An 18,900-nucleotide genomic window follows, 5' to 3' on the forward strand; every position below is an offset into this window, starting at 1 on the left:
CTTACATTTGGTTCATCATCTGGTACATCGGCATCAGCATTGACATGTAGACAATTAAAATCATACCGGCCACAACACCGTAAATGACAGGCTGGAGAATGCCGGTATACTTCGCCGCGTTTTGTTCAAGACGCTCCATCATAAACTGGCTGTACGTATAAAGTTCGCGGTGAAGCCGGCCGTTTGCCTGTCCGTGGCTGACTGCAGCCGCAAGATCTTTTTCATAACACGGATGCCCGGAAAGAGCGGATTCTATGGTTTCTCCGGCTTTCAGACGTGTTATGAGCATCTCTGCTTCTTCACGATAAAAAGGCAGAAAAGATTGTTCTTTAAAAGCTGTTAAGCTGTCATAGATAGAAAGGCCGGATTTCAGAAGACTGCTGAGCTGTAAAGAGAAAAAGTAGCTGTTAAAAAGAACGGCCGCTTTTCCTAATAGGGGTATTTTCACAACAATCAGCATTTTATCTTGCGGGGATTTTTTCTTACATAAGAACCAAACGTACAAAAACAAGCAGAAAGCGGCGGACAGCGCCAGTGCGCAGGCTTCATGAAAATGCCGAAAAAACACAAAGATGAAAGCAGTTGCACCGGATGTATTCATATTCATTGATTGATAAATCCCAGAAAACTGCGGAATGATTAAACTTTGCAGGATATAAAACATGACACAGACGGAAAAAATTAAAAACATCGGATACCGGAGCATTTTTTTGATTTGATTCGTCTGCATGAGCTTTCTCTGTAATAATTCGCCGCTTTGTTTCATCGCCCCCGGCAATTCTCCGTGTTTCTCCGCGAAATAGCAGATAGAGACGGCTTCTTTGTGGAAAGACAGTGCCTCAAGCACTTGGTAAAACGCATCACCTTCTCTCAGCCGGCGGATTCCTTCCTTCAGCTCTGCAAGCTGACGTTTATGCAGCTGGAGTTGCAGCAGTCTGAGCCCTTCAATCAGGCTGTATCCTTTTTCCGTCATTTCACCGAGCCTTTTCAAAAAAGCCGCTTGATCCTTCAACGGCCATGTTCGTTTAATCCGCTTCATGATACACCCACCGATCGTAATTGTCGGTCGTGACATAGCCGAGCGCGATTCCTTTTCTGATCAGCCTGCGGAGCGTCTGATATTGAAAATTGGCGTGCTCTCCCTTTGCTTCCTGAAAGCATTGGGTGAGGTTTTTCCCGTAGAGCAGTTCATAAATGCCCGCACGGCGTGTCTGCCTGTACATCCGGCAGTACACGGAACAGTTTTCCTCTTTGCAGAACGGACATGTTAAATCAACCAGACGCTGAGCGGCAATAGCAATGACGGTTTGTTCAATTTCTGTCATGTTCACGCCGAACTCCAGCAGCCTGTATATGGCGCCCTTAGCATCTCTTGTATGCAGGCTTGAAAGAACGAGGTGTCCCGTCATGGCCGCGCGGACTGCGATTTCAGCCGTCTCGGCATCTCTGATTTCCCCTAAAATGATCATATCGGGATCATGTCTTAAAATCGCTTTTAAACCGGCGGAATATGTGACTCCGGCTTTTTCATTCACCTGAACTTGCAACACATCCTCATCTCTTGTTTCTACGGGGTCTTCAAGCGTGACAATACGCCGGTTGAAATGCCTTTTTGCATAGTTGACAAGCGAGTAAAGAGTGGTCGTTTTTCCAGATCCGGTGGGGCCGGTAAACAGAAGCAGGCCGTGCGAATGCTTCAGAAAGGACAATAGTGCGGCGCCCGCCCCCCGAAATAAGGACAGTTTATCCAGAGGGGGAATCTGCCGCTTAGGCAAAAGCCTGATGACAAGACTTTCATCATTCATTGTCGGCAAGGTTGACATTCTCAAATGAACGGTTTCCGTGGGAAGCGGCAGAGACAATGACCCGTTTTGCGGCTTACGTCTTTCTCCTATATCCATGGCCGATAAAAACTTAAAATGAGAAATAAGCCTTACGCATTCCTCTTTTTTTAAGACTCTTTTTTTCACAAGAGCATGGCCGATGCGAAAATGAATGAAAGCATCCTTTTCTCTCGGCACAATGTGTATATCTGAAGCCCTTGCCATATAGGCCTCGTTTATGATGTTCCTGCTGTATGTTTCTATATTTTTCACAAGACTTCCCTCCTTCCGCACGTATTGTAAATCAGATACACAAAAGCCGGCAAAGGAGAGATTATGCGTTTTACAGTGTGTAAAACGTAAAAAAATAAAAAATAAGCCCCCTGACATTGATTTACCGAATGAAATCCGGAACCATTCGGCCATTTTCTGCCATCAAAAAAAGCAGGCGTATGCCTGCTCTTCTTAGCGTTTCTTTTCTTTCCGCAAATATTTTTTTTGATGCTCCCTCAAAATGTCCCCTGTCCAGCCTTTCTGCCGCAGATAAATATAAATCAGCAGGGTTGATACAATAATGAGCACGATGGAACAGATATACGCATATTTCCAATGAAGCTCCGGCATGTTATCAAAGTTCATCCCCCAGAGAGCTCCAAGCGCCGTCATCGGTGTAAAGAGAGTTGTAAAGATCGTCAAGGCTTTCACAATTTCATTTCCTCTTTGGGAGGTAATGACTTCCTCGGCGTGCAGCAGATTGCTCAGTTCCTGATCAAACTCATTGATATATGTAATTCCTCTTTCCATCTTTTGATGAGCTCTGAGGTAATCTTTCTGCCTGTCATTTTTCGGGAGAAAAGCTTCTTTTAAAGCCATTTCCACTTTTTGAGCCCCCAGTGTAAGGCCTTTCCAAATGAACAGCTCATGGCGCAGTTTATGCACATTTTCCAAGATTCCTTTGCTGTTGTCATCATGAATCTGCCATTTCAGCGTCCGCTGCTTGACTTCAAATTCATCCAGTCCGATCAGATAGGAATTCATCAGCTCTCCCAGCAGAACAAAAAAGCCTTCAATCGGATTTTCACAGGTTTGAATCTGCTGTGTGGCATGCTTTTCTTTTACACCGCGCAACAGCGAAAAATCAAAATTAATTGTAAAAAAGAAGTCTCTCGTAATATAAAAGTGAAATACGGTATGGTTTTTTTCATCATCTAATCCTTGATGATAGATTAAAGAACCGAAAACCGCTTCATTATTCTGATCATTTGTATCTGAGCGCAGAAAGTTTATATGATTTTCATGTTCAAACCACTTTTCGCATTGCGGCCAGTGATTGTGATGGATCATTTTTTTCGCTTCTGTCTTTTCATGCGGACCGAGCTGGTACCACAGCCAGTCCGCACCCGAATGTACCTTCATCTCTTGTCATCCTCCAGTATCGCTTTCTTGTTTTATTACCGTAAATGAAGAAGGCTAAACCAGGTTCGATGTTTGAGCAGCTTTCTACAGTGGTATTATTCCGAAAAAAGGGAGGTGCAAGCCTTCCTTCGCGGAAGGCGTTACATTGTATATCATCAAACTATCTGCCATCGTACTATTTATTTTATTAACGGCATGTTTTGTCGCCATAGAGTTTTCAATCGTTAAAGCAAGGCGCTCCCGCATTAATCAGCTCATTGAGGAAGATGTAAAAGGAGCAAAAGCAGCCAAGCATGTCATTACACACCTCGATGAATATTTATCGGCATGCCAATTGGGCATCACCGTCACCGCTTTGGGAATCGGCTGGCTGGGTGAACCGACAGTCAAAGCGATGCTTCAGCCGTTATTTTTAAAGACCGGAGTTCACGAAGCGGTTGCCCAAGTCCTGTCATTGATCATCGCCTTTCTGCTGGTTACATATGTGAATGTCGTTATCGGCGAACTCGCCCCGAAAAGTTTTGCTATCCAAAAAGCCGAGCGGATTACACTTTTGTCTGCCAGACCGATGATTTTGTTTTATAAGTTAATGTTTCCGTTCATCTGGCTGCTCAATCATTCCGCCCGCCTGATTACAGCCATGTTCGGCTTGAAGCCTGCTTCCGAACATGAAATGGCTTATACGGAAGAGGAATTGCGGGTGCTCCTTGCCGAAAGCTATCGAAGCGGCATGATTAAAAAAAGCGAGCTGCATTACGTAAATAACATTTTTACATTTGATAAGCGCACTGCCAAAGAAATTATGGTGCCCCGGAATGAAATGGTGAGCCTGCCGTTAGACAGCGGATCGGGACATATGCTCCGGGACATTATCAAAACAAATAAATATACCCGGTATCCCGTAGTAAAAGGAGATAAAGATCATGTAGTCGGCATCATCAATATAAAAGAAGTTTTATTCAGATTCCTGTCAGAAGGAGCGGCGTTTACAAAACACGAACTCAGCCCTTACATCCAGCCGGCGATCCATGTGATTGAGACGATTCCGATTTATCAATTATTCGTTAAAATGCAGCGGGAACACGCCCATATGGCCATTCTCATTGATGAGTACGGCGGAACCGCGGGATTAGTAACGGCGGAAGACATCATTGAAGAGATCGTCGGCGAAATCCGCGACGAATTTGATACGGATGAAACACCTTCCGTTCAAAAGCTTGGGAAGAACCGCTATCTCCTGAACGCCAAATTGCTGATCAGTGACGTCAATGATGTACTCGGAACAGAGATTACGGCTGATCAAGTCGATACACTCGGGGGCTGGTTTCTTACTCAGCATATTGACGCGAAGCCCGGGAGCACCATTGATTTTGAAGGCTACACATTTACGGTAAAAGAAATCGACAGCCATCATATCATTACGATTGAAGCTGAAAAAGCTGAATAGCTGAGGGAGACATCCCTCCCGGCCATTCAGCTTTTTATCATCTTAATGATTCTTTTACGATAAATCCGTTTTTTTCCAGCGCTTTCGCCAGACTCTGCTCCGTTTTCACCTGAGAAAAATCGATGCCGAGCTTCACGACGGTCTGCGCGATTTCCGGCCTGATGCCTGAGATTGTCGTTTCTATGCCAAGAAGTTTTGTGCTGTCAATCACTTTAAAAATCTGATAAGCGACCATCGTATCCACAATCGGCACACCTGATATATCTAAAAATAAATAAGAAAGACGGAGTGAAGAACATTGGTCAAGCACCGATTCCAAAATCATTTTTGCCCGGTAGGTGTCAATTTCGCCGACGAGCGGCAAAATTCCAATACCGTCGGCAATCGGCATAATCGGCGCACTTAGTTCGTTAATCATTTCTTTTTGGGCGTTTAATTGTGTAACCGTCACTTTATAATATTCCTCTGTAAATACTTCAATCATATGGTCAATTGCTTTGTTCAGCTTCTCTCCCCAATGGAATACCGCATTCGCCCCAGGCTTCTCAGACATTGTTTCACAGCACGTCTGTATGCGGTTCCAGACCAATCTTCGGAATTCTTTAAAGCTCGTGACGCTTTCATAGACCGGTACTTCATGGACGGCCCGGTCCCTTGCGAACTGAAGCGCCCATTTCGTCAGCTCCTCTTCCCCGCCGTCTTTTTCCGATAAAATGCCGGCAACGATTTCAATTAACAGACGGTGCTGCATTTCCGCTTTCTGATCATCTGTAGGCCGCCCCGATTTTGGTATGAGCAGCCACTGGCGTGTGATTTCACCTGATTCTTCAATTAAGGTTCGAGATAATGCTTCACTCAAATGTTTCACGGGTCTCCTCCATTCAAATTCCTTTGTATGTATAAATCGGCGCCGGACGCACATACTGTAATTACATCCGATGGGCTATAGCCAAGCGGTAAGGCAATGGACTTTGACTCCGTGATCGTTGGTTCGAATCCAGCTAGCCCAGTCCCGCAACCGCAAAAAACGAAGATTAGCTGATAAATTTTGATCAGCGGATCTTCGTTTTTCTCTTATGATACAGATTGATGTACCGTTTTTTTCTTCGTCAGCTTCATCAGTTCTCCCGGATTGTATCCGATAACGAGTTTATTGCGATCGATCAGAATCGGACGCCGCAGCAGTTTCGGCTTCTCAGTCAAAAGCTTCAGCACTTCATTTACAGTCATTTCTTCAATGTTCAGGTTGAGATTTTTAAATGTTTGACTTCTCGTCGCCAATATTTCATCAATTCCTTCAGTCGTTAATGATAAGATCTGCTTCAATTCATCAATTGTCGGTGTCTCCCTGAATAGATGGCGCTCTTGAAAGTCAACATTGTGGGCTTTTAACCAATGTTTCGTTTTTCGGCATGATGTGCAGCTCGGGTATGAATAAAAAATAACTTCTTTCATTTTTAAAAATTCCTCCCTCGGATAATCCGTCTCTTTGTTAACATAAGTACCCTGAACTTTTTTTCATTAAACATATTTCAAAAAGATTTTTCGGATCTTTTTCAGAGAGCGGCATAAGATATAAAACACAGGGAAAGACATAAATTCCACAATAAATATAATCATGAAAATGTTTACATTTTGAGTGCCGATCTATTATAATAAACTTCAGATAGACTCTCGGGAGGGGATAAGGAATGAATCGCATGTTCCGGGTGTTAGGATTTTGGACGGGGATATTTGCAGTCATGTTTTTTTTAGGGGGCATGAAAGACGCTTCACTTTTGTTTTTTGGACAGACGATCTTTTTCGTATTTCTTTCTTATTTGAATCTGACTGAGCGGATGTATATTTATATTTTCGGAGCTTACTTAACCGTATTTTTCGCCGGATTTACATATTACTCTATTTTTATTATGACACCGGGCGGCGGAACCCACTGACAGAAAAAGACAGACCGATTATGGTCTGTCTTTTTTCATTTACAGTGAAAAACCATTGATAAACGGGTTTCGCTCCTGCTCTGTCTGAATATCCGTTTCCGGCCCGTGCCCGCTTAACACAAGTGTATGTCCGGGAAGCGTGAGCAGTTTTTGATGAATGGAATCAAGCAATACGTCCTGACTTCCGCCGTGTAAATCAGTTCGGCCGATGCCTCCCTGAAAGAGCACATCACCTGAAATCACCAGATCCGCGTCCTTCACATAATAAGAAACGCTTCCCGGTGAATGTCCCGGCGTAAACAATGTCTCCAAATGGAAAGGCCCGATGTCCAATATGCCGTCGCCTTCAATCAGCCGTTCGGCGGGCCGTGCCGTTACGGCGATGCCCCGCAATATGCCTGATCCGTTTAAGGAAGAGTCCTCCAGCCACTTTTCTTCATTTTTGTGAAGATATACGGGAACATCCCATCTGTCTCTTACTTCGTCAAGCGCGCCGATATGGTCAAAATGGGCGTGCGTCAGTAAGATGGCCAGCGGCTTCAGATTGTTTTCTTTTATGTAATTGTTGATTTTGTCCGCTTCTCCGCCCGGATCAAAAATAAGACAGGACTGATCCTCACTGACAAGAAAATACGCGTTTGCCTGAATCGGACCGGCCGGCATTCGTCTCCATTTCACTTTCATCACCTCTTTATGTATATGCCCTTATTATGAAGGTTTTCTGCGGAAGATTCAATGAATGCGGCCGGGAAAACGCTATCGACAAACAAAATGAAAACGGTTAAAATGAAATGGAAAGATTTTCAGGTTCCAATGACAAAGGAGGAGCATGATGTTACTTGTTGTAATCTTCGGCCTTGTCGCATTATTAGCTGTATTAGGAGTCCTGCGGGCTGTCAGACAGAGAAATATCCTGGGATTTTTGTTAGCCGCCGCCACGCTGGGCGTGTTTGGCTGGTTTACCGTAATGACCGTTGTAACCAGCGGCTATCCGACTGCACATTAAAAGCCTGTATCCATTGGATACAGGCTTATTTTTTATTGCTGCAAATGTTTGCTGACACTTTTGATTTTGCTCTCCAGCGTCGTTTCTTTATCACGTCTGTCATCAATGCGGATATTTGTCGCCACTCTGTGCAGCCCTTTTTGGAACGGGGCTTCGTGAATGTCCTGAATGACTGCGAATAAGTCGCTCAGCTCACCTTCAATCAAAGTGTTCATCGGCGTGAGCTGAAATTTGATTTTGCCGGCAGCTTTGTAACCCTCCAAAATGTTTTGCACATCCGCTACATACTCACTGACGCTCGGTGTTTTTGTTCCGATCGGAATGATTGTCACATCTGCAATTGCCATTTGATTCAAACTCCTTTTTCATTTGTTATGATTGGTTCTGTCATGCCTGTTTTCAGTGAAATCAGACGGTCATACGTAAAGCCGTATAAAGCGTATTCCCCGTTCGGAGAGATCTGAATCGGCTCCATTTCCGTGTTTTTGAGCACCGTCCGCTCCCGTTCATCTCCTAAGTCAAAGCTGATCAGATTGTAAGAGCGGCCTTCAGGCTTAAATATGTAAAACCGCTTGTGTGTCTGATCGTAATCATATTCCATCGGCGCAAAGCTCTCATACTTTTCTTGGAGAGGAAAGCGGTGCGTCACGGATGCCGGCTTTTGGAAAAGGAACTCGCCGTCTCCGTCCGATTGATCCGTTTGTCTGACGGCAATCGTCATGCCCGGGCGGGAATCGGCCCAGATGACGTGATGAAGCACTCTTTTTTCTTTTTTCGTCTGCAAGTCATAAGAATATAAAGGACCCTCTTCCTCCGTTTTTCCTTGCTTGATATATTGGAATTCATCAGTGGAGGTCCAATGGACAAAAGGGGCCTGAACGGGACTCTTTTTTAAAATGCCGTTGTTCATATCGGCCGTATAGGCAGTGAAGTCCCATGTTTCAGTAAAAACGGTAATCATCATTTGATACGGGTCATACGGATTCCAAGCCGTCTCAAGCTCATAAGAGTTAAAGGCTTTGTGATAAAGTCTTTTCCCCTGCTTGTTCATAAGCACAAGCTCAGTCTGACCGCTGCTTGTCACCTGTACGAGAATCAGCTGTTTTTTCCGGCTGATCTTTACATTGACAATATGGCCCTTTGTTTCATAGAGCCGTTCGGATTTTCCGCTGAAAAGATCATATTTCATCAGCTGATGATGTGCTGTATACAGAATCGTTCTGTTATCCAGCCATCCTTCCGTTTTCTCCGCTTCCTTTTTACTGAGCGGAACGATTTTCTGTTCTGCCGATTTTGCCGAAACGCCTGTGTCTTGCTGCTGATGAGATGGTTCACAGGACGCTAAACACAGAACGAATGCGGACAGCAGAACACAAACCAAGTATCTCACCAGCCTTCCCTCCATTCTTTTCTATTGTCCCATATTTGTTTATGTAAACAAATGAGAAATTTCACAGATGTCTCAAAAAACAAGCGACCTCCACAAAATACCTTCCGTCGCTTGATAAATATCAGCAAACTGATGAAAAGGCAAAGGGTTTTTTCCCTTCCCGAGCTCAATGGTATAGCCCTCTTTTCCATACTGCTGTATAAACCAATCCCTAAAACCGGCATGGCTGTCAATGGTTTTAACGCCTTGATAGCGGTTTCCGCTTATCGCTTCAAACTCCCGAATCATCCGGGATGATTGCTCCGGTTCACATCCTTCGTACCCCCAATAAATCTCTTCTCCCTGCGTATGAAGAGCGATCAGCCGGTCAGGCGGCTGTTCCGTTATCAGCCGGTGCATCGCCTGCGCCTCCGGTTCAGTGAGCGGCGCCGTCCCCGGAAAATCACGGTGTGAAGGGGCTTTCGGTTTGCGCCTCTGTTCAATATCCCAATTGGATGGGAAATGTTTATTTAAATCCACACCGTTTATATTCGCCTTCCATTCGCGGAAATCCGGGCGGTGTTCATTTAATCGATTAAGAAATTCATTTTTTTCTGATAAATCTTCACATCCGTAAAGTACGAGATCAACACCGTCGGGATTTACGAGCGGAACGAATGACAATGATGTCAGGCTGAATATATCAAGCGCAGAGTGCCCGAAAACGGTTTTATTTTCGCATAATCCCGCGCAATATTCTTTACACCATTTAAGCGCGACCGAGGTGGTGATCCATTCATTGGCATGAAATGAGGCGTTTACATGGACTTTTCTTTCGGCCGTATCCGCACCTATTTTCAGCTCATAAAGCGGCTTTCCCAATACGGAACTGCCGATTTTACGGCACGTGACAAACGGAAAGACATCCGTTATTTTCTCAATTTCTTCATAAACCGATTGGGACCCGTACACCTTTTCTTCCTTCACCCATTGATCAGTGGAAAGAGTCCTTTCACAGTGCCGGATGTATCGCGAAAGCCCGCTCAGCGTCTCAAGCGGCGGACCCTCTGACTGCCCGCTCACGGCAAAGCCGGGGCAAAATAATTCATCGTTTTCCGCCGTTTTATCAGCGGCTTTCAACAGTTTTTCATCAATTGAAAGCACCTTTGCAATATCTTTCATATGCTGTTTCAATTCAGGTTTGACACGAATTCCCGCCATGTTCATCCCCCTTTTTTAAAAACTATATGACAGGGGAGATAAAAAAAGAAAGCCGCCCGCGATATGGGCAGGCAGACTTTCTTCAGCAGTTTTGATGTTTGAGCCATTCATTTTTGGCAATCCACGCCCCGCCGATGACTCCGGCGTCATTTCCAAGTGCCGCAATCGAAATATCCGCCGCTTCCGCAGAACGCGGGAATGCGGTGATTTTGAAAGTCTCTTCCACTTTTGACCGCAGGATTTCACCCGCTTTAGACACGCCTCCGCCGAGCACGATTTTCGTCGGATTCATGGCGCTTGCCAGATTTCCGAGCACGAGGCCTAAATGTTTTGCGACATAATCGACGACTTCAAGCGCTGTCTTATCCTGCTGTTTAGCCGCTTCGAACACGTCACGTGCCGTCAGATCATCCACTTGTAAGAGCGAAGAGTCGGAAACCGCCGCAAGCTTTTCTTTCGCGATGCGGACGATGCCGGTTGCGGACGCAATCGTTTCGATGCAGCCGGATTTTCCGCAGTTGCACGGAGCTCCTCCTTCCGGAATACTGCAAATATGACCGATTTCTCCGCCGGCCCCGTTTTTACCGTGAACGATTTCTCCGTTGACGATGATGCCTCCGCCGACTCCGGTTCCGAGCGTCACTAAAATGACATCTTTGGCCCCGTCACCTGCACCCTTCCACATTTCTCCGAGCGCCGCGATATTGGCATCGTTTTCAATGACGGCCGGAATACCCGTTTCCGCCTCGAGATGGTCTTTCAGCGGATAGTTTTTCCACCCCATATTTGTCGTCTCATAGACCACTCCCGTCGCCATTTCCACGGGTCCGGGCGCTCCCATTCCGATCCATTTTACGATCCGTTTCGGCTTGTTCAGTTCTTCCAGCTTCTGATCAAGCGCTTTGGCGATCGTGACCGTAATTGTGTTTCCTGATTTATCGGTCGGAACTTCCCATTTATGCTGAATTTCACCGTACATGTTGATGAAGGCCAGCTTGATGGTTGTCCCGCCAAGATCAATCCCCGCAAACCATGTATCTTCCATAATAATCTCCTTTTCTTATTAAAATCCTGCTTTGTTATCTGCCTTTGATCCGCTCCGATTCTCTCTGAAGAACACCGGCGGCTTTTTGCCATAATTCTCTTTCAATCACGTTTGACAAGTACATTTCCTTTAATTCATCTTTCATAAAGTCTATTTCGGCTTGTCTGTCACCGAAATAAACGATATGTCCGAATGACTTAAACAGCTGCTGCACGTCATAAAATGAATTCATCTGCTTCACCATTTCTATTCTTCTTAGTATAAGCGTATTTCATCACTGATCCGGGCGTCAAGCAAAAAACGATTGGAGAAAATATCCTTGTATTATTTTCATAAATTGTATATTCACAATTGTAAAAAAACACTCATTTAAGCGTTTTTCTGTTACAATACTTTCGTGCCCAAAAGCACAAAAGGATTAAAGTTTGATGGGGTGTTGTTTTGAAACAAGAAAAAAGGCTGACGTTCATCTCAGCCATCAGTTTATTTGTCTTGATGTTAGCAGTCATTATGTCCTGCCTGTTTTTCTTTCATACAGAGCCGCATATGCCGCTGTTCTTTTGCGTCATTATTCTGTCTCTGGCAGGTTTGTGGCTCGGTTTCTCGTGGGACAGTCTTGAAAAAGGAATTGTCAGCGGATTGAAAAACGGTGTGCAGCCGATTATCGTACTGGCTTTGATCGGTATGCTGATCGGCGCCTGGATGTACAGCGGCGCCATTCCCACCGTCACCGTTTACGCTTTGTCAATTATACAGCCGAGTCAGCTGCTTTTGACCGCATTATTTTCCTGCATGATTATCAGCACGCTTGTCGGCTCAAGTCTGACAACTGTCAGTACAATCGGCGTCGCGCTGTTAGGGGTAGCAAGCGCGGCGGGAGTTCCGCTCGAATGGACGGCGGGAGCAGTCATTTGCGGGGCTTGTTTCGGTGATAAAATGTCACCGATGTCCGACACGACGAATTTTGCCGCCGGAATCGGCGAAATTCCGATTTTTAAGCATATTCGCCATATGATGGGCACTACCGTTCCGGCACTGCTGATCACGATTGTTCTTTTTTATATTCTCGGTTCATCGGTTTCAATAAATGCCGCTTCAACGCAAAATATTGAGGCGGTCATTTCCGGAATGAAAGAGGCCGTGCACATTACGCCTTGGTCGCTTCTTTCACCTCTGTTGGTGATCATTTTAGCTGTGAGACGGATTTCCGTGATTCCGGTGCTTACCGCCGGTATTATTTCCGCAGGGCTTCTGACTGCTGTTTTTATTCCTGACAGCAGCATTCAAGGATTTATATCCGCCCTGCAAAGCGGGACGGCGTTTAAAACCGGCGACCAGGCTGTGGCCAGCATTATCAACAGAGGCGGGCTCCAATCGATGATGGGATCAGTCTCTCTGATCATGATCGCCTTTGCGCTCGGCGGCCTGATGGAAAAAACGGGCCTTATCGCGGCGCTGCTTCAAGGATTGATAAAAGGCGTGCATACGAAAGGACGTCTTGTCATGGCGACCGTCTTCTCAAGTATAGGCGTAAACCTTGCGACAGGTGAGCAGTATTTGTCGATCTTAATTCCGGGTCAATCTTATAAACCTTTATATGACAAGCTCAGCATTAAGCGGATTCACCTTGCGCGGTCGCTTGAGGACGGCGGAACATTGATCAACCCGCTGATTCCCTGGGGAGTAAGCGGCGCTTTTATGGCAAGCGCACTAGGGGTTTCCGTCATCGACTACCTGCCGTTTACCTTTTTCCTGTACATTTCTCCTATGATCTCAATTCTGCTCGGTTTCCTGAAAAAAAGCTGACAATACGAGAAAACCTGCCGTTTTTTACCGGCAGGTTTTCTTATGCAAAAAATCCCGCTGAAAAACGGGATTTGTTTAAAATGCCTGCTGAATGAATTTGTTTCTGATAAACGGTATTTTTAAAAAGAAATGAATGAATGACCGTCTAATCCCCGGCTGGCTGAGCACGCTGTTCATCAGACGGTAGCGGTTTTGGTAAACGGCTAAAACAGATACGGCGCATAATGAGTAGATCAACAATTTTTTCATCTTATCCCTCCTGCCCCTATCGTTTGTCAAACAGCGAGAATTATTCCGGTGCAAGAAGTTTTTATGCGATTAAGCGATGGTTTCAGATTCAGTCACGATCATATCGACCGGAATATCGTGGGGCATGCGGGGAATGCGGTCTGTCAGCTGGCAGTCAAAGAGAAGCGACACGGTACGGCCTTTATAACCGGAGAGGTACCGATCATAATATCCTCCGCCGTATCCGATTCTGAAGCCTTCCCGGTCAAAAGCCACGCCGGGCACAATCACAAGGTCAATGTCATTTGGGGCGGCTTTTTCCGTCTGGCTCTCGATCGGTTCACTGAGGCCCGCATATACGGTTTCCAGCTGATCATACGCAGAAAATGTACGGAACTCCATCGCTCCCGTCTGCGGAAAGCATTTTGGGATACAGACTTGTTTTTTCTCTTTCCAGGCCTGTTCAATAATCGGCCGTGTCGGAATTTCCAGGCGTGTCGAGATGGTAACGGCGATCACGCGGGCCTGTTTCCATTCTTTTAAAGAAAACAGCGTTTCACGCATGCTGCGGCATTTTTTCTCCCATTCACTTTCTGTCATGTCAGAAAGCTTTGCTTTGATAGCGGTTCTGATTTGTGCTTTCACGTTTCTCAAACCTCCCTGAAAGACAAAAAAGCCAGAACTTTATTGAAAGCTCCAGCTTTTTCCGCTGTTTTAAACAGCTTATTTTGTTTCACGGTGTAACGTAGATTTTTTATCACGTGGGCAATATTTTTTAAATTCAACGCGGTCCGGATTGTTGCGTTTGTTCTTTTTAGAAATATAGTTACGCTCACCACATTCAGTGCAAGCCAAAGTAATATTAACGCGCATTATTTTCCCTCCAAACTAAATATCATTTACTTATTCAGACTTATATATAATACCACTATAATGGACGGAATGCTAGAGTGATTTACATGAAATGTTGTTTAAGTGCAGAAAACATCAGTTTATGCTTCTGATCCTCTGAATGAGCTTGCGCCAGGTGAAGGGAAAATATGACGAAACAGGACAAAAAAGGACTTTCTGATGCGAAATCTATAGAGAAATAACCGTTTGCTCCCCGAATAAAAAAGATTTCCCGACAAAATTCCGTTTTTTTCTCTATTTCCTTTAGAATGGCGGCGTTTTATGGTATAAAAAAGAAGGGCAAATTAATAATAGAAGGTGATGAAACGTGGAAATTGCTATTATTGCGTTGTTTATCGTCAGTATAGCGCTTATTGCATTCTCATATTCTCAAAGAGATCCGATGAAAGACGTGGAACAGGAGCTTGAAACGCTTCAGCTTTCCGCCATGCAGGAAATTTACAAGTTGAAAAAGAAAATGACGGTGCTTGAAGAAGAATTGCTGGAAACCAACCTCGTGATCCGCAAAGCCAAAAGCAGCGGCATTAACCAAAAAATCGCCAAACAAATCATTTCAAAATATAACAACGGAATGTCTGCGGAAGCCATCGCAAAAGCGGAGCACGTGTCTGTCGAGGACGTCAATACCATTATTAAAGATAATGAGAAGGTGCTCGTATGACAAAACGGGGCATTCAGGCTTTTGCAGCAGGCATGATTTTAGCGACGGCCGTTCTCGCCGCTGTCTTCTATTTGACTGACCATGACCAGGCAGCCGCCGTTAAAACCGAAAAAACAGCATTGACAGAAAAAGAAGTAAACAGCTACCTCGACGATCAGCAAAAAGTCTCCGTCAACCGGGATGACTATCAAAAACTGCTTGATTCTAAAGAAAAATCGTTAAACAACGACCAAAACACAGACGCCAAAAAGAAAAAAGTAACATACAAACTGACGATTAAAGACGGAATGAGCACTGCTGATGTGTCATCCATTCTTGAAAAAGAAGGGATTATTCCTTCAGCGAAGGACTTTAATGATTACGTCATTGACGCAGGCTACCATAAAGAAATCCGCGCCGGCCATTTCAAAGTCGACTCAGATATGAGCTTTAAAAAAATCGTCAAAACATTAACCCGCTAAAAAAGCTTGCAGGCATCGTCCATTCAGATGGATACGGCCGGCAGGCTTTTTTAATAGGGAGTATAAAACGGACCCGGTCAATGGCCGGGTCCGTTTTTTTCATCCGAATTTTCCGGTGATATAATCATGTGTTTTTTGATGATCCGGCTGAGAAAATATTTTGCCCGTATCGCCCCACTCTACCAGTTCGCCCATATAGAAAAACGCGGTTTGATCAGAGACCCTCGCAGCCTGCTGCATGTTGTGCGTCACAATGACGATTGTATACTTTTCTTTCAATGTCAAAATCAGCTCTTCTATTTTCCGCGTGGACACGGGATCAAGAGCGGACGTCGGTTCATCCATCAGAAGGACGTCCGGTTTTGTGGCGAGCGCCCTTGCGATGCACAGCCGCTGCTGCTGACCGCCTGACAGTGAAAGCGCCTGCTGGTGAAGGCGATCTTTCACTTCATCCCAGAGCGCAGCTGCCTTTAAAGATTCCTCGGCGATTTCAAGCAGTTTCTTTTTATTTTTTTCGCCGTGAATTCTCGGACCATACACGACATTCTCAAATATTGACTGGGGAAACGGATTGCCTTTTTGAAACACCATACCGATCTGTTTTCTTAATTCTGCCGCATCCGTCTTTTCTTTCAGCAGATTGCGCCCGTTATAGATCATGTCGCCTGTCACTTTGACATTCGGGGCCATTTGCAGCATTAAGTTTAATGTTTTAATAAAAGTGGATTTCCCGCAGCCGGACGGACCGATGATCGCAGTTACCTTCCGCTCCTCAAAACCGATCGTAATGTCCTTTAAAGCCTGATGGGCTCCGTACCATACGTTCATGCCGTGAATATCAAATAAATTCTGTGTGTGCACCGCTTCCTTCACAAGGCTCACAGTCCTTCCCCCTATCCGAACTTTCCGTTAATGTAGTCATCTGTCTTTTGCACTTTAGGACTCGTGAAAATTTGTTCTGTCTGCCCGTATTCCACCACTTCCCCGTTTAAAAAGAAAGCCGTTCGGTCAGACACCCTAAGTGCCTGCTGCATGTTATGCGTAACGATAATAATCGAATAATCTTTTTTCAGTTCTGTCAAAAGCGTCTCGATTCTGGCGTTTGAAATAGGGTCCAGAGCTGAGGCCGGTTCATCTAAAAGTAGCACGGCAGGTTTCATCGCAAGCGTACGGGCGATACAAAGACGCTGCTGCTGGCCGCCTGATAACGAAAGAGCCGATGAATGAAGCCGGTCTTTGACTTCATCCCAAAGCGCCGCCTTCGTTAAGCTTTCCTCGACCGCATCATCCAAAACGGCTTTCCTGCGTTCCCCCGCATACTTCAGCGCATGTGTGATGTTATTGTAAATGGATTTCGGGAACGGATTCGGTTTTTGAAACACCATACCGATCTCCCGTCTGAGAGACACGACATTAATCGCTTCCCCCAAAATATTCAGCCCTTCATAAAGGATCTCTCCCTCGCTTCTTGCAAAAGGAATGGCATCGTTCATTCTGTTAATCTGTCTCAAAAATGTTGATTTCCCGCAGCCGGAGGGACCGATCAGAGCCGTCACCGCATGTTTTTCAATATCCATGTTTACATCTTTAACCGCTTGTTTGTCACCGTAATAAATTGATAAATGCTTCACTTCCAAAATTGAAGACTCCGGCGAACGCTTTGTCTGTTCCGCTTGTTCCCTGATGATGTGATCAATCATGTTTTCGCCTCTTTCCGATTAATTTGCCGTAAGCTTTTTATAAATGACAGATCCGAGCCATCTTGCACAAAGGTTAAACAAGAGCACCGAAATCACCAGCACCGCCGAGCCGCCGTTTGCAATCGCTTCGGCGTCAGGGATGATTCCCTGCGTATTGACACTCCATATATGAACCGCCAGCGTCTCAGCCGGCCTGAAAATGTTGAAAGGAGATGATTCAGAAAACGGGTTCAAATCCGTAAAATTCAGCCGCGGCGTTGTCAGTCCCGCTGTAAATAACAATGCGGCCGCTTCTCCGAATACTCTTCCTGATGCGAGAATGGCTCCGGTTAAAATCGAAGGAATCGCACTCGGAATCAGCACCGTTTTGACGGTATGCCATCTCGATACGCCTAAAGCGAGAGAAGCTTCTTTCAGCTCCTTAGGAACTGCAGTGAGCGCGCCTTCCGTCACCCGGACCATAACGGGAAGGTTAAAGACCGTTAATGCGAGCGCGCCCCCGATAATCGTGTAACCCCATCCGGTCAGGTTTACAAACATCAGCATGCCGAACATCCCGATGACAATGGACGGAAGCGAAGACAGCACCTCAATACACGTTCTGATAAAATCAGTGATTTTATTTTGGGGCGCATATTCAGCCATAAAGACGCCGCCCCCCACTCCAAGCGGTATCGTGATCAGCATGGTGATAAACAGAATGTAAAAGGAGTTAAAAAGCTGATCCCGTATTCCGCCGCCTGACGCAATGGCGCTCGATTTTGACGTAAGAAAATGCAAGGAGATTTCAGAGACGCCGTGAATAAGAATGTACAAAAACAATCCTGCCAAAATCGCCGCAATTACAGCGGCGCATAACCCGAATACACCGGTGGCCAATTTATCCGTTATTTTCCGGTTCATTACACTTTCCTCCTAGACGACAAGTAGCGTATGAGCAATATAAACAGAAACGACATGATGAGTAGAACAAGCCCCATAGACCATAACGTATTATTTTCAATACTGCCGTATGTGGTATGGCCCATGTTTAACGTAATAATCGTCGTTAATGTTCCCGCCGTATCAAGCAGGCTTTCCGGCAGAAGCTTTGTATTTCCGATAACCATCTGTACGGCGAGTGCTTCTCCGAACGCTCTTGCCATCCCGAGCACGACAGCGGTCAGCAATGTCGGAAACGCCGCCGGGATAAGCACCTTTCTGATTGTCTGCCACCTCGTCGCACCAAGCGCATATGAACCGTCGCGAAGGTGTTTCGGAAGTGACGCAAGCGCATCAGCGGAAATCGATGTAACAGTCGGCAGAATCATTACCGAGAGTACGATCGTCCCCGCCAGAAGGCTGTGACCCGTTCCGCTTGATTTAAAAGAGCCGATAAACGGAACCAATACTGTAAGACCTATGAATCCATAAACGACGGACGGAATGCCGACAAGCAGCTCAATTACCGGCTGCAGCACCTTTTTTCCCCAAGTCGGCGCAATTTCCGTCATAAACACGGCACCCGCAATACCGAGGGGCGCTGCGATCAGAGCGGACAGAACCGTGACCGCAAATGATCCGAAAATAAAAGGCAGCGCGCCGAACTCAGGTTTTGCCTGGGTTGGATTCCAATTCAGACTTGTTAAGAACTCAATCGGGCTTACACCATTTACAAAAAAAGATTGCAGCCCCTTTATGCCGAGAAAAATTGTGATCGCCGCTGATGCCGCAATGATAATCGCGGCACACACAGACACAATCACCCTTCCGCGGACTTCATCCATTTGCCTGTTTTGTTTTGAGCTTATTAAGCGTTCGCTTACAGACTCTTTTTCTCTGTGATTTATCATTTGTTTACACTCCTATAAGGAAGAAGAGGCGGGGAG

General features: G+C 45.5%; 24 protein-coding genes and 1 tRNA gene. 7 read left to right on the top strand and 18 right to left on the bottom strand.

Annotated features, from left to right (window positions below; translation table 11 throughout):
* Position 1 precedes the first annotated feature (1 nt).
* The 3 genes from comGB to NYE42_RS12790 form a co-directional block, all read right to left on the bottom strand.
* Complete coding sequence (comGB, locus tag NYE42_RS12780; protein WP_342496985.1) at positions 2 to 1,039, bottom strand: competence type IV pilus assembly protein ComGB; 1,038 nt, start codon at positions 1,037 to 1,039, stop codon at positions 2 to 4.
* Positions 1,026 to 2,096 (bottom strand): competence type IV pilus ATPase ComGA, encoded by a 1,071-nt coding sequence (gene comGA / locus NYE42_RS12785; RefSeq protein ID WP_342496986.1) that lies wholly within the window; start codon positions 2,094 to 2,096, stop codon positions 1,026 to 1,028. Before comGA ends, comGB begins: the two co-directional genes overlap by 14 nt.
* Before the next feature lie 192 nt (positions 2,097 to 2,288).
* On the bottom strand, positions 2,289 to 3,239 hold the full coding sequence (locus tag NYE42_RS12790) for a magnesium transporter CorA family protein (protein WP_015417820.1): 951 nt from the start codon (positions 3,237 to 3,239) through the stop codon (positions 2,289 to 2,291).
* 145 nt (positions 3,240 to 3,384) lie between these two features.
* Here NYE42_RS12790 and NYE42_RS12795 point away from each other — a divergent pair, with 145 nt between their 5' ends.
* A complete protein-coding gene (locus NYE42_RS12795; RefSeq protein ID WP_012117986.1) occupies positions 3,385 to 4,686 on the top strand; it encodes a hemolysin family protein in 1,302 nt (433 codons plus the stop codon).
* 37 nt (positions 4,687 to 4,723) lie between these two features.
* Here the strand turns inward: NYE42_RS12795 and NYE42_RS12800 are convergent, their stop codons facing one another.
* Complete coding sequence (locus tag NYE42_RS12800) at positions 4,724 to 5,554, bottom strand: STAS domain-containing protein (protein WP_352426501.1); 831 nt, start codon at positions 5,552 to 5,554, stop codon at positions 4,724 to 4,726.
* Positions 5,555 to 5,625: 71 nt separating this feature from the next.
* Between NYE42_RS12800 and NYE42_RS12805 the strand changes: the two genes are divergently transcribed.
* Positions 5,626 to 5,696, top strand: a tRNA-Gln gene (locus NYE42_RS12805).
* Positions 5,697 to 5,760: 64 nt separating this feature from the next.
* Here the strand turns inward: NYE42_RS12805 and NYE42_RS12810 are convergent.
* Positions 5,761 to 6,141: a Spx/MgsR family RNA polymerase-binding regulatory protein gene (locus NYE42_RS12810; protein WP_064115382.1), complete on the bottom strand. Its 381-nt coding sequence runs from the start codon at positions 6,139 to 6,141 to the stop codon at positions 5,761 to 5,763.
* A 236-nt stretch (positions 6,142 to 6,377) separates the two neighbouring features.
* Here NYE42_RS12810 and NYE42_RS12815 point away from each other — a divergent pair, with 236 nt between their 5' ends.
* Positions 6,378 to 6,623 carry a DUF2626 domain-containing protein gene (locus NYE42_RS12815; RefSeq protein ID WP_003153078.1) on the top strand — a complete coding sequence of 82 codons (246 nt, stop codon included), beginning with the start codon at positions 6,378 to 6,380 and terminating at the stop codon, positions 6,621 to 6,623.
* Positions 6,624 to 6,662: 39 nt separating this feature from the next.
* Here NYE42_RS12815 and NYE42_RS12820 read toward each other — a convergent pair whose 3' ends face one another.
* Entirely contained in the window at positions 6,663 to 7,301 is a 639-nt protein-coding gene (locus NYE42_RS12820; RefSeq protein ID WP_003153077.1) for an MBL fold metallo-hydrolase, read from the bottom strand.
* Between the two features lie 154 nt (positions 7,302 to 7,455).
* Between NYE42_RS12820 and NYE42_RS12825 the strand changes: the two genes are divergently transcribed.
* Positions 7,456 to 7,629, top strand: a complete 174-nt coding sequence (locus NYE42_RS12825; RefSeq protein WP_003153076.1) for a DUF2759 domain-containing protein — start codon at positions 7,456 to 7,458, stop codon at positions 7,627 to 7,629.
* Positions 7,630 to 7,661: 32 nt separating this feature from the next.
* On the opposite strand, the gene NYE42_RS12830 is transcribed toward NYE42_RS12825, so the two are convergent.
* The 5 genes from NYE42_RS12830 to NYE42_RS12850 all read right to left on the bottom strand — a co-directional run bounded on the left by NYE42_RS12830 (position 7,662) and on the right by NYE42_RS12850 (position 11,508).
* Positions 7,662 to 7,976, bottom strand: coding sequence for an MTH1187 family thiamine-binding protein (locus NYE42_RS12830; RefSeq protein WP_003153073.1), 315 nt, complete (start codon positions 7,974 to 7,976; stop codon positions 7,662 to 7,664).
* Between the two features lie 5 nt (positions 7,977 to 7,981).
* Positions 7,982 to 9,019, bottom strand: a complete 1,038-nt coding sequence (locus tag NYE42_RS12835) for a hypothetical protein (protein WP_352426502.1) — start codon at positions 9,017 to 9,019, stop codon at positions 7,982 to 7,984.
* A gap of 72 nt (positions 9,020 to 9,091) precedes the next feature.
* Positions 9,092 to 10,219 (bottom strand): M14 family metallocarboxypeptidase, encoded by a 1,128-nt coding sequence (locus NYE42_RS12840; RefSeq protein ID WP_144663987.1) that lies wholly within the window; start codon positions 10,217 to 10,219, stop codon positions 9,092 to 9,094.
* Between the two features lie 82 nt (positions 10,220 to 10,301).
* Complete coding sequence (gene glcK / locus NYE42_RS12845) at positions 10,302 to 11,264, bottom strand: glucose kinase GlcK (RefSeq protein ID WP_045208253.1); 963 nt, start codon at positions 11,262 to 11,264, stop codon at positions 10,302 to 10,304.
* Between the two features lie 34 nt (positions 11,265 to 11,298).
* A complete protein-coding gene (locus tag NYE42_RS12850) occupies positions 11,299 to 11,508 on the bottom strand; it encodes a YqgQ family protein (protein ID WP_007612586.1) in 210 nt (69 codons plus the stop codon).
* 197 nt (positions 11,509 to 11,705) lie between these two features.
* Here NYE42_RS12850 and nhaC point away from each other — a divergent pair, with 197 nt between their 5' ends.
* A complete protein-coding gene (nhaC, locus tag NYE42_RS12855) occupies positions 11,706 to 13,070 on the top strand; it encodes a Na+/H+ antiporter NhaC (protein ID WP_352426503.1) in 1,365 nt (454 codons plus the stop codon).
* Positions 13,071 to 13,145: 75 nt separating this feature from the next.
* On the opposite strand, the gene NYE42_RS12860 is transcribed toward nhaC, so the two are convergent.
* The 3 genes from NYE42_RS12860 to rpmG form a co-directional block, all read right to left on the bottom strand.
* The gene (locus tag NYE42_RS12860; RefSeq protein WP_007408311.1) at positions 13,146 to 13,319 is read right to left on the bottom strand and encodes a hypothetical protein; all 174 of its coding nucleotides are present in this window, start codon (positions 13,317 to 13,319) and stop codon (positions 13,146 to 13,148) included.
* A gap of 69 nt (positions 13,320 to 13,388) precedes the next feature.
* Positions 13,389 to 13,943 carry a 5-formyltetrahydrofolate cyclo-ligase gene (locus tag NYE42_RS12865; protein ID WP_007408310.1) on the bottom strand — a complete coding sequence of 185 codons (555 nt, stop codon included), beginning with the start codon at positions 13,941 to 13,943 and terminating at the stop codon, positions 13,389 to 13,391.
* 78 nt (positions 13,944 to 14,021) lie between these two features.
* The gene (gene rpmG, locus NYE42_RS12870) at positions 14,022 to 14,171 is read right to left on the bottom strand and encodes a 50S ribosomal protein L33 (protein ID WP_003153056.1); all 150 of its coding nucleotides are present in this window, start codon (positions 14,169 to 14,171) and stop codon (positions 14,022 to 14,024) included.
* Between the two features lie 346 nt (positions 14,172 to 14,517).
* Between rpmG and NYE42_RS12875 the strand changes: the two genes are divergently transcribed.
* Complete coding sequence (locus NYE42_RS12875; protein WP_003153047.1) at positions 14,518 to 14,871, top strand: hypothetical protein; 354 nt, start codon at positions 14,518 to 14,520, stop codon at positions 14,869 to 14,871.
* A complete protein-coding gene (locus tag NYE42_RS12880; protein ID WP_007408308.1) occupies positions 14,868 to 15,332 on the top strand; it encodes an endolytic transglycosylase MltG in 465 nt (154 codons plus the stop codon). Before NYE42_RS12875 ends, NYE42_RS12880 begins: the two co-directional genes overlap by 4 nt.
* A gap of 99 nt (positions 15,333 to 15,431) precedes the next feature.
* On the opposite strand, the gene pstB (NYE42_RS12885) is transcribed toward NYE42_RS12880, so the two are convergent.
* Genes pstB (NYE42_RS12885) through pstC form a run of 4 tightly spaced genes read right to left on the bottom strand, consistent with a single transcriptional unit; the run spans position 15,432 to position 18,864 of the window.
* On the bottom strand, positions 15,432 to 16,214 hold the full coding sequence (gene pstB, locus NYE42_RS12885) for a phosphate ABC transporter ATP-binding protein PstB (RefSeq protein ID WP_003153040.1): 783 nt from the start codon (positions 16,212 to 16,214) through the stop codon (positions 15,432 to 15,434).
* Between the two features lie 11 nt (positions 16,215 to 16,225).
* Entirely contained in the window at positions 16,226 to 17,032 is an 807-nt protein-coding gene (gene pstB / locus NYE42_RS12890; RefSeq protein ID WP_060674618.1) for a phosphate ABC transporter ATP-binding protein PstB, read from the bottom strand.
* A gap of 18 nt (positions 17,033 to 17,050) precedes the next feature.
* Positions 17,051 to 17,935: a phosphate ABC transporter permease PstA gene (pstA, locus tag NYE42_RS12895; RefSeq protein ID WP_007408306.1), complete on the bottom strand. Its 885-nt coding sequence runs from the start codon at positions 17,933 to 17,935 to the stop codon at positions 17,051 to 17,053.
* Positions 17,935 to 18,864, bottom strand: a complete 930-nt coding sequence (pstC, locus tag NYE42_RS12900) for a phosphate ABC transporter permease subunit PstC (RefSeq protein WP_012117997.1) — start codon at positions 18,862 to 18,864, stop codon at positions 17,935 to 17,937. Before pstC ends, pstA begins: the two co-directional genes overlap by 1 nt.
* Positions 18,865 to 18,900: the final 36 nt, after the last annotated feature.

Source organism: Bacillus sp. FSL K6-2865, from assembly GCF_040311405.1.
Lineage (GTDB): Bacteria > Bacillota > Bacilli > Bacillales > Bacillaceae > Bacillus > Bacillus velezensis.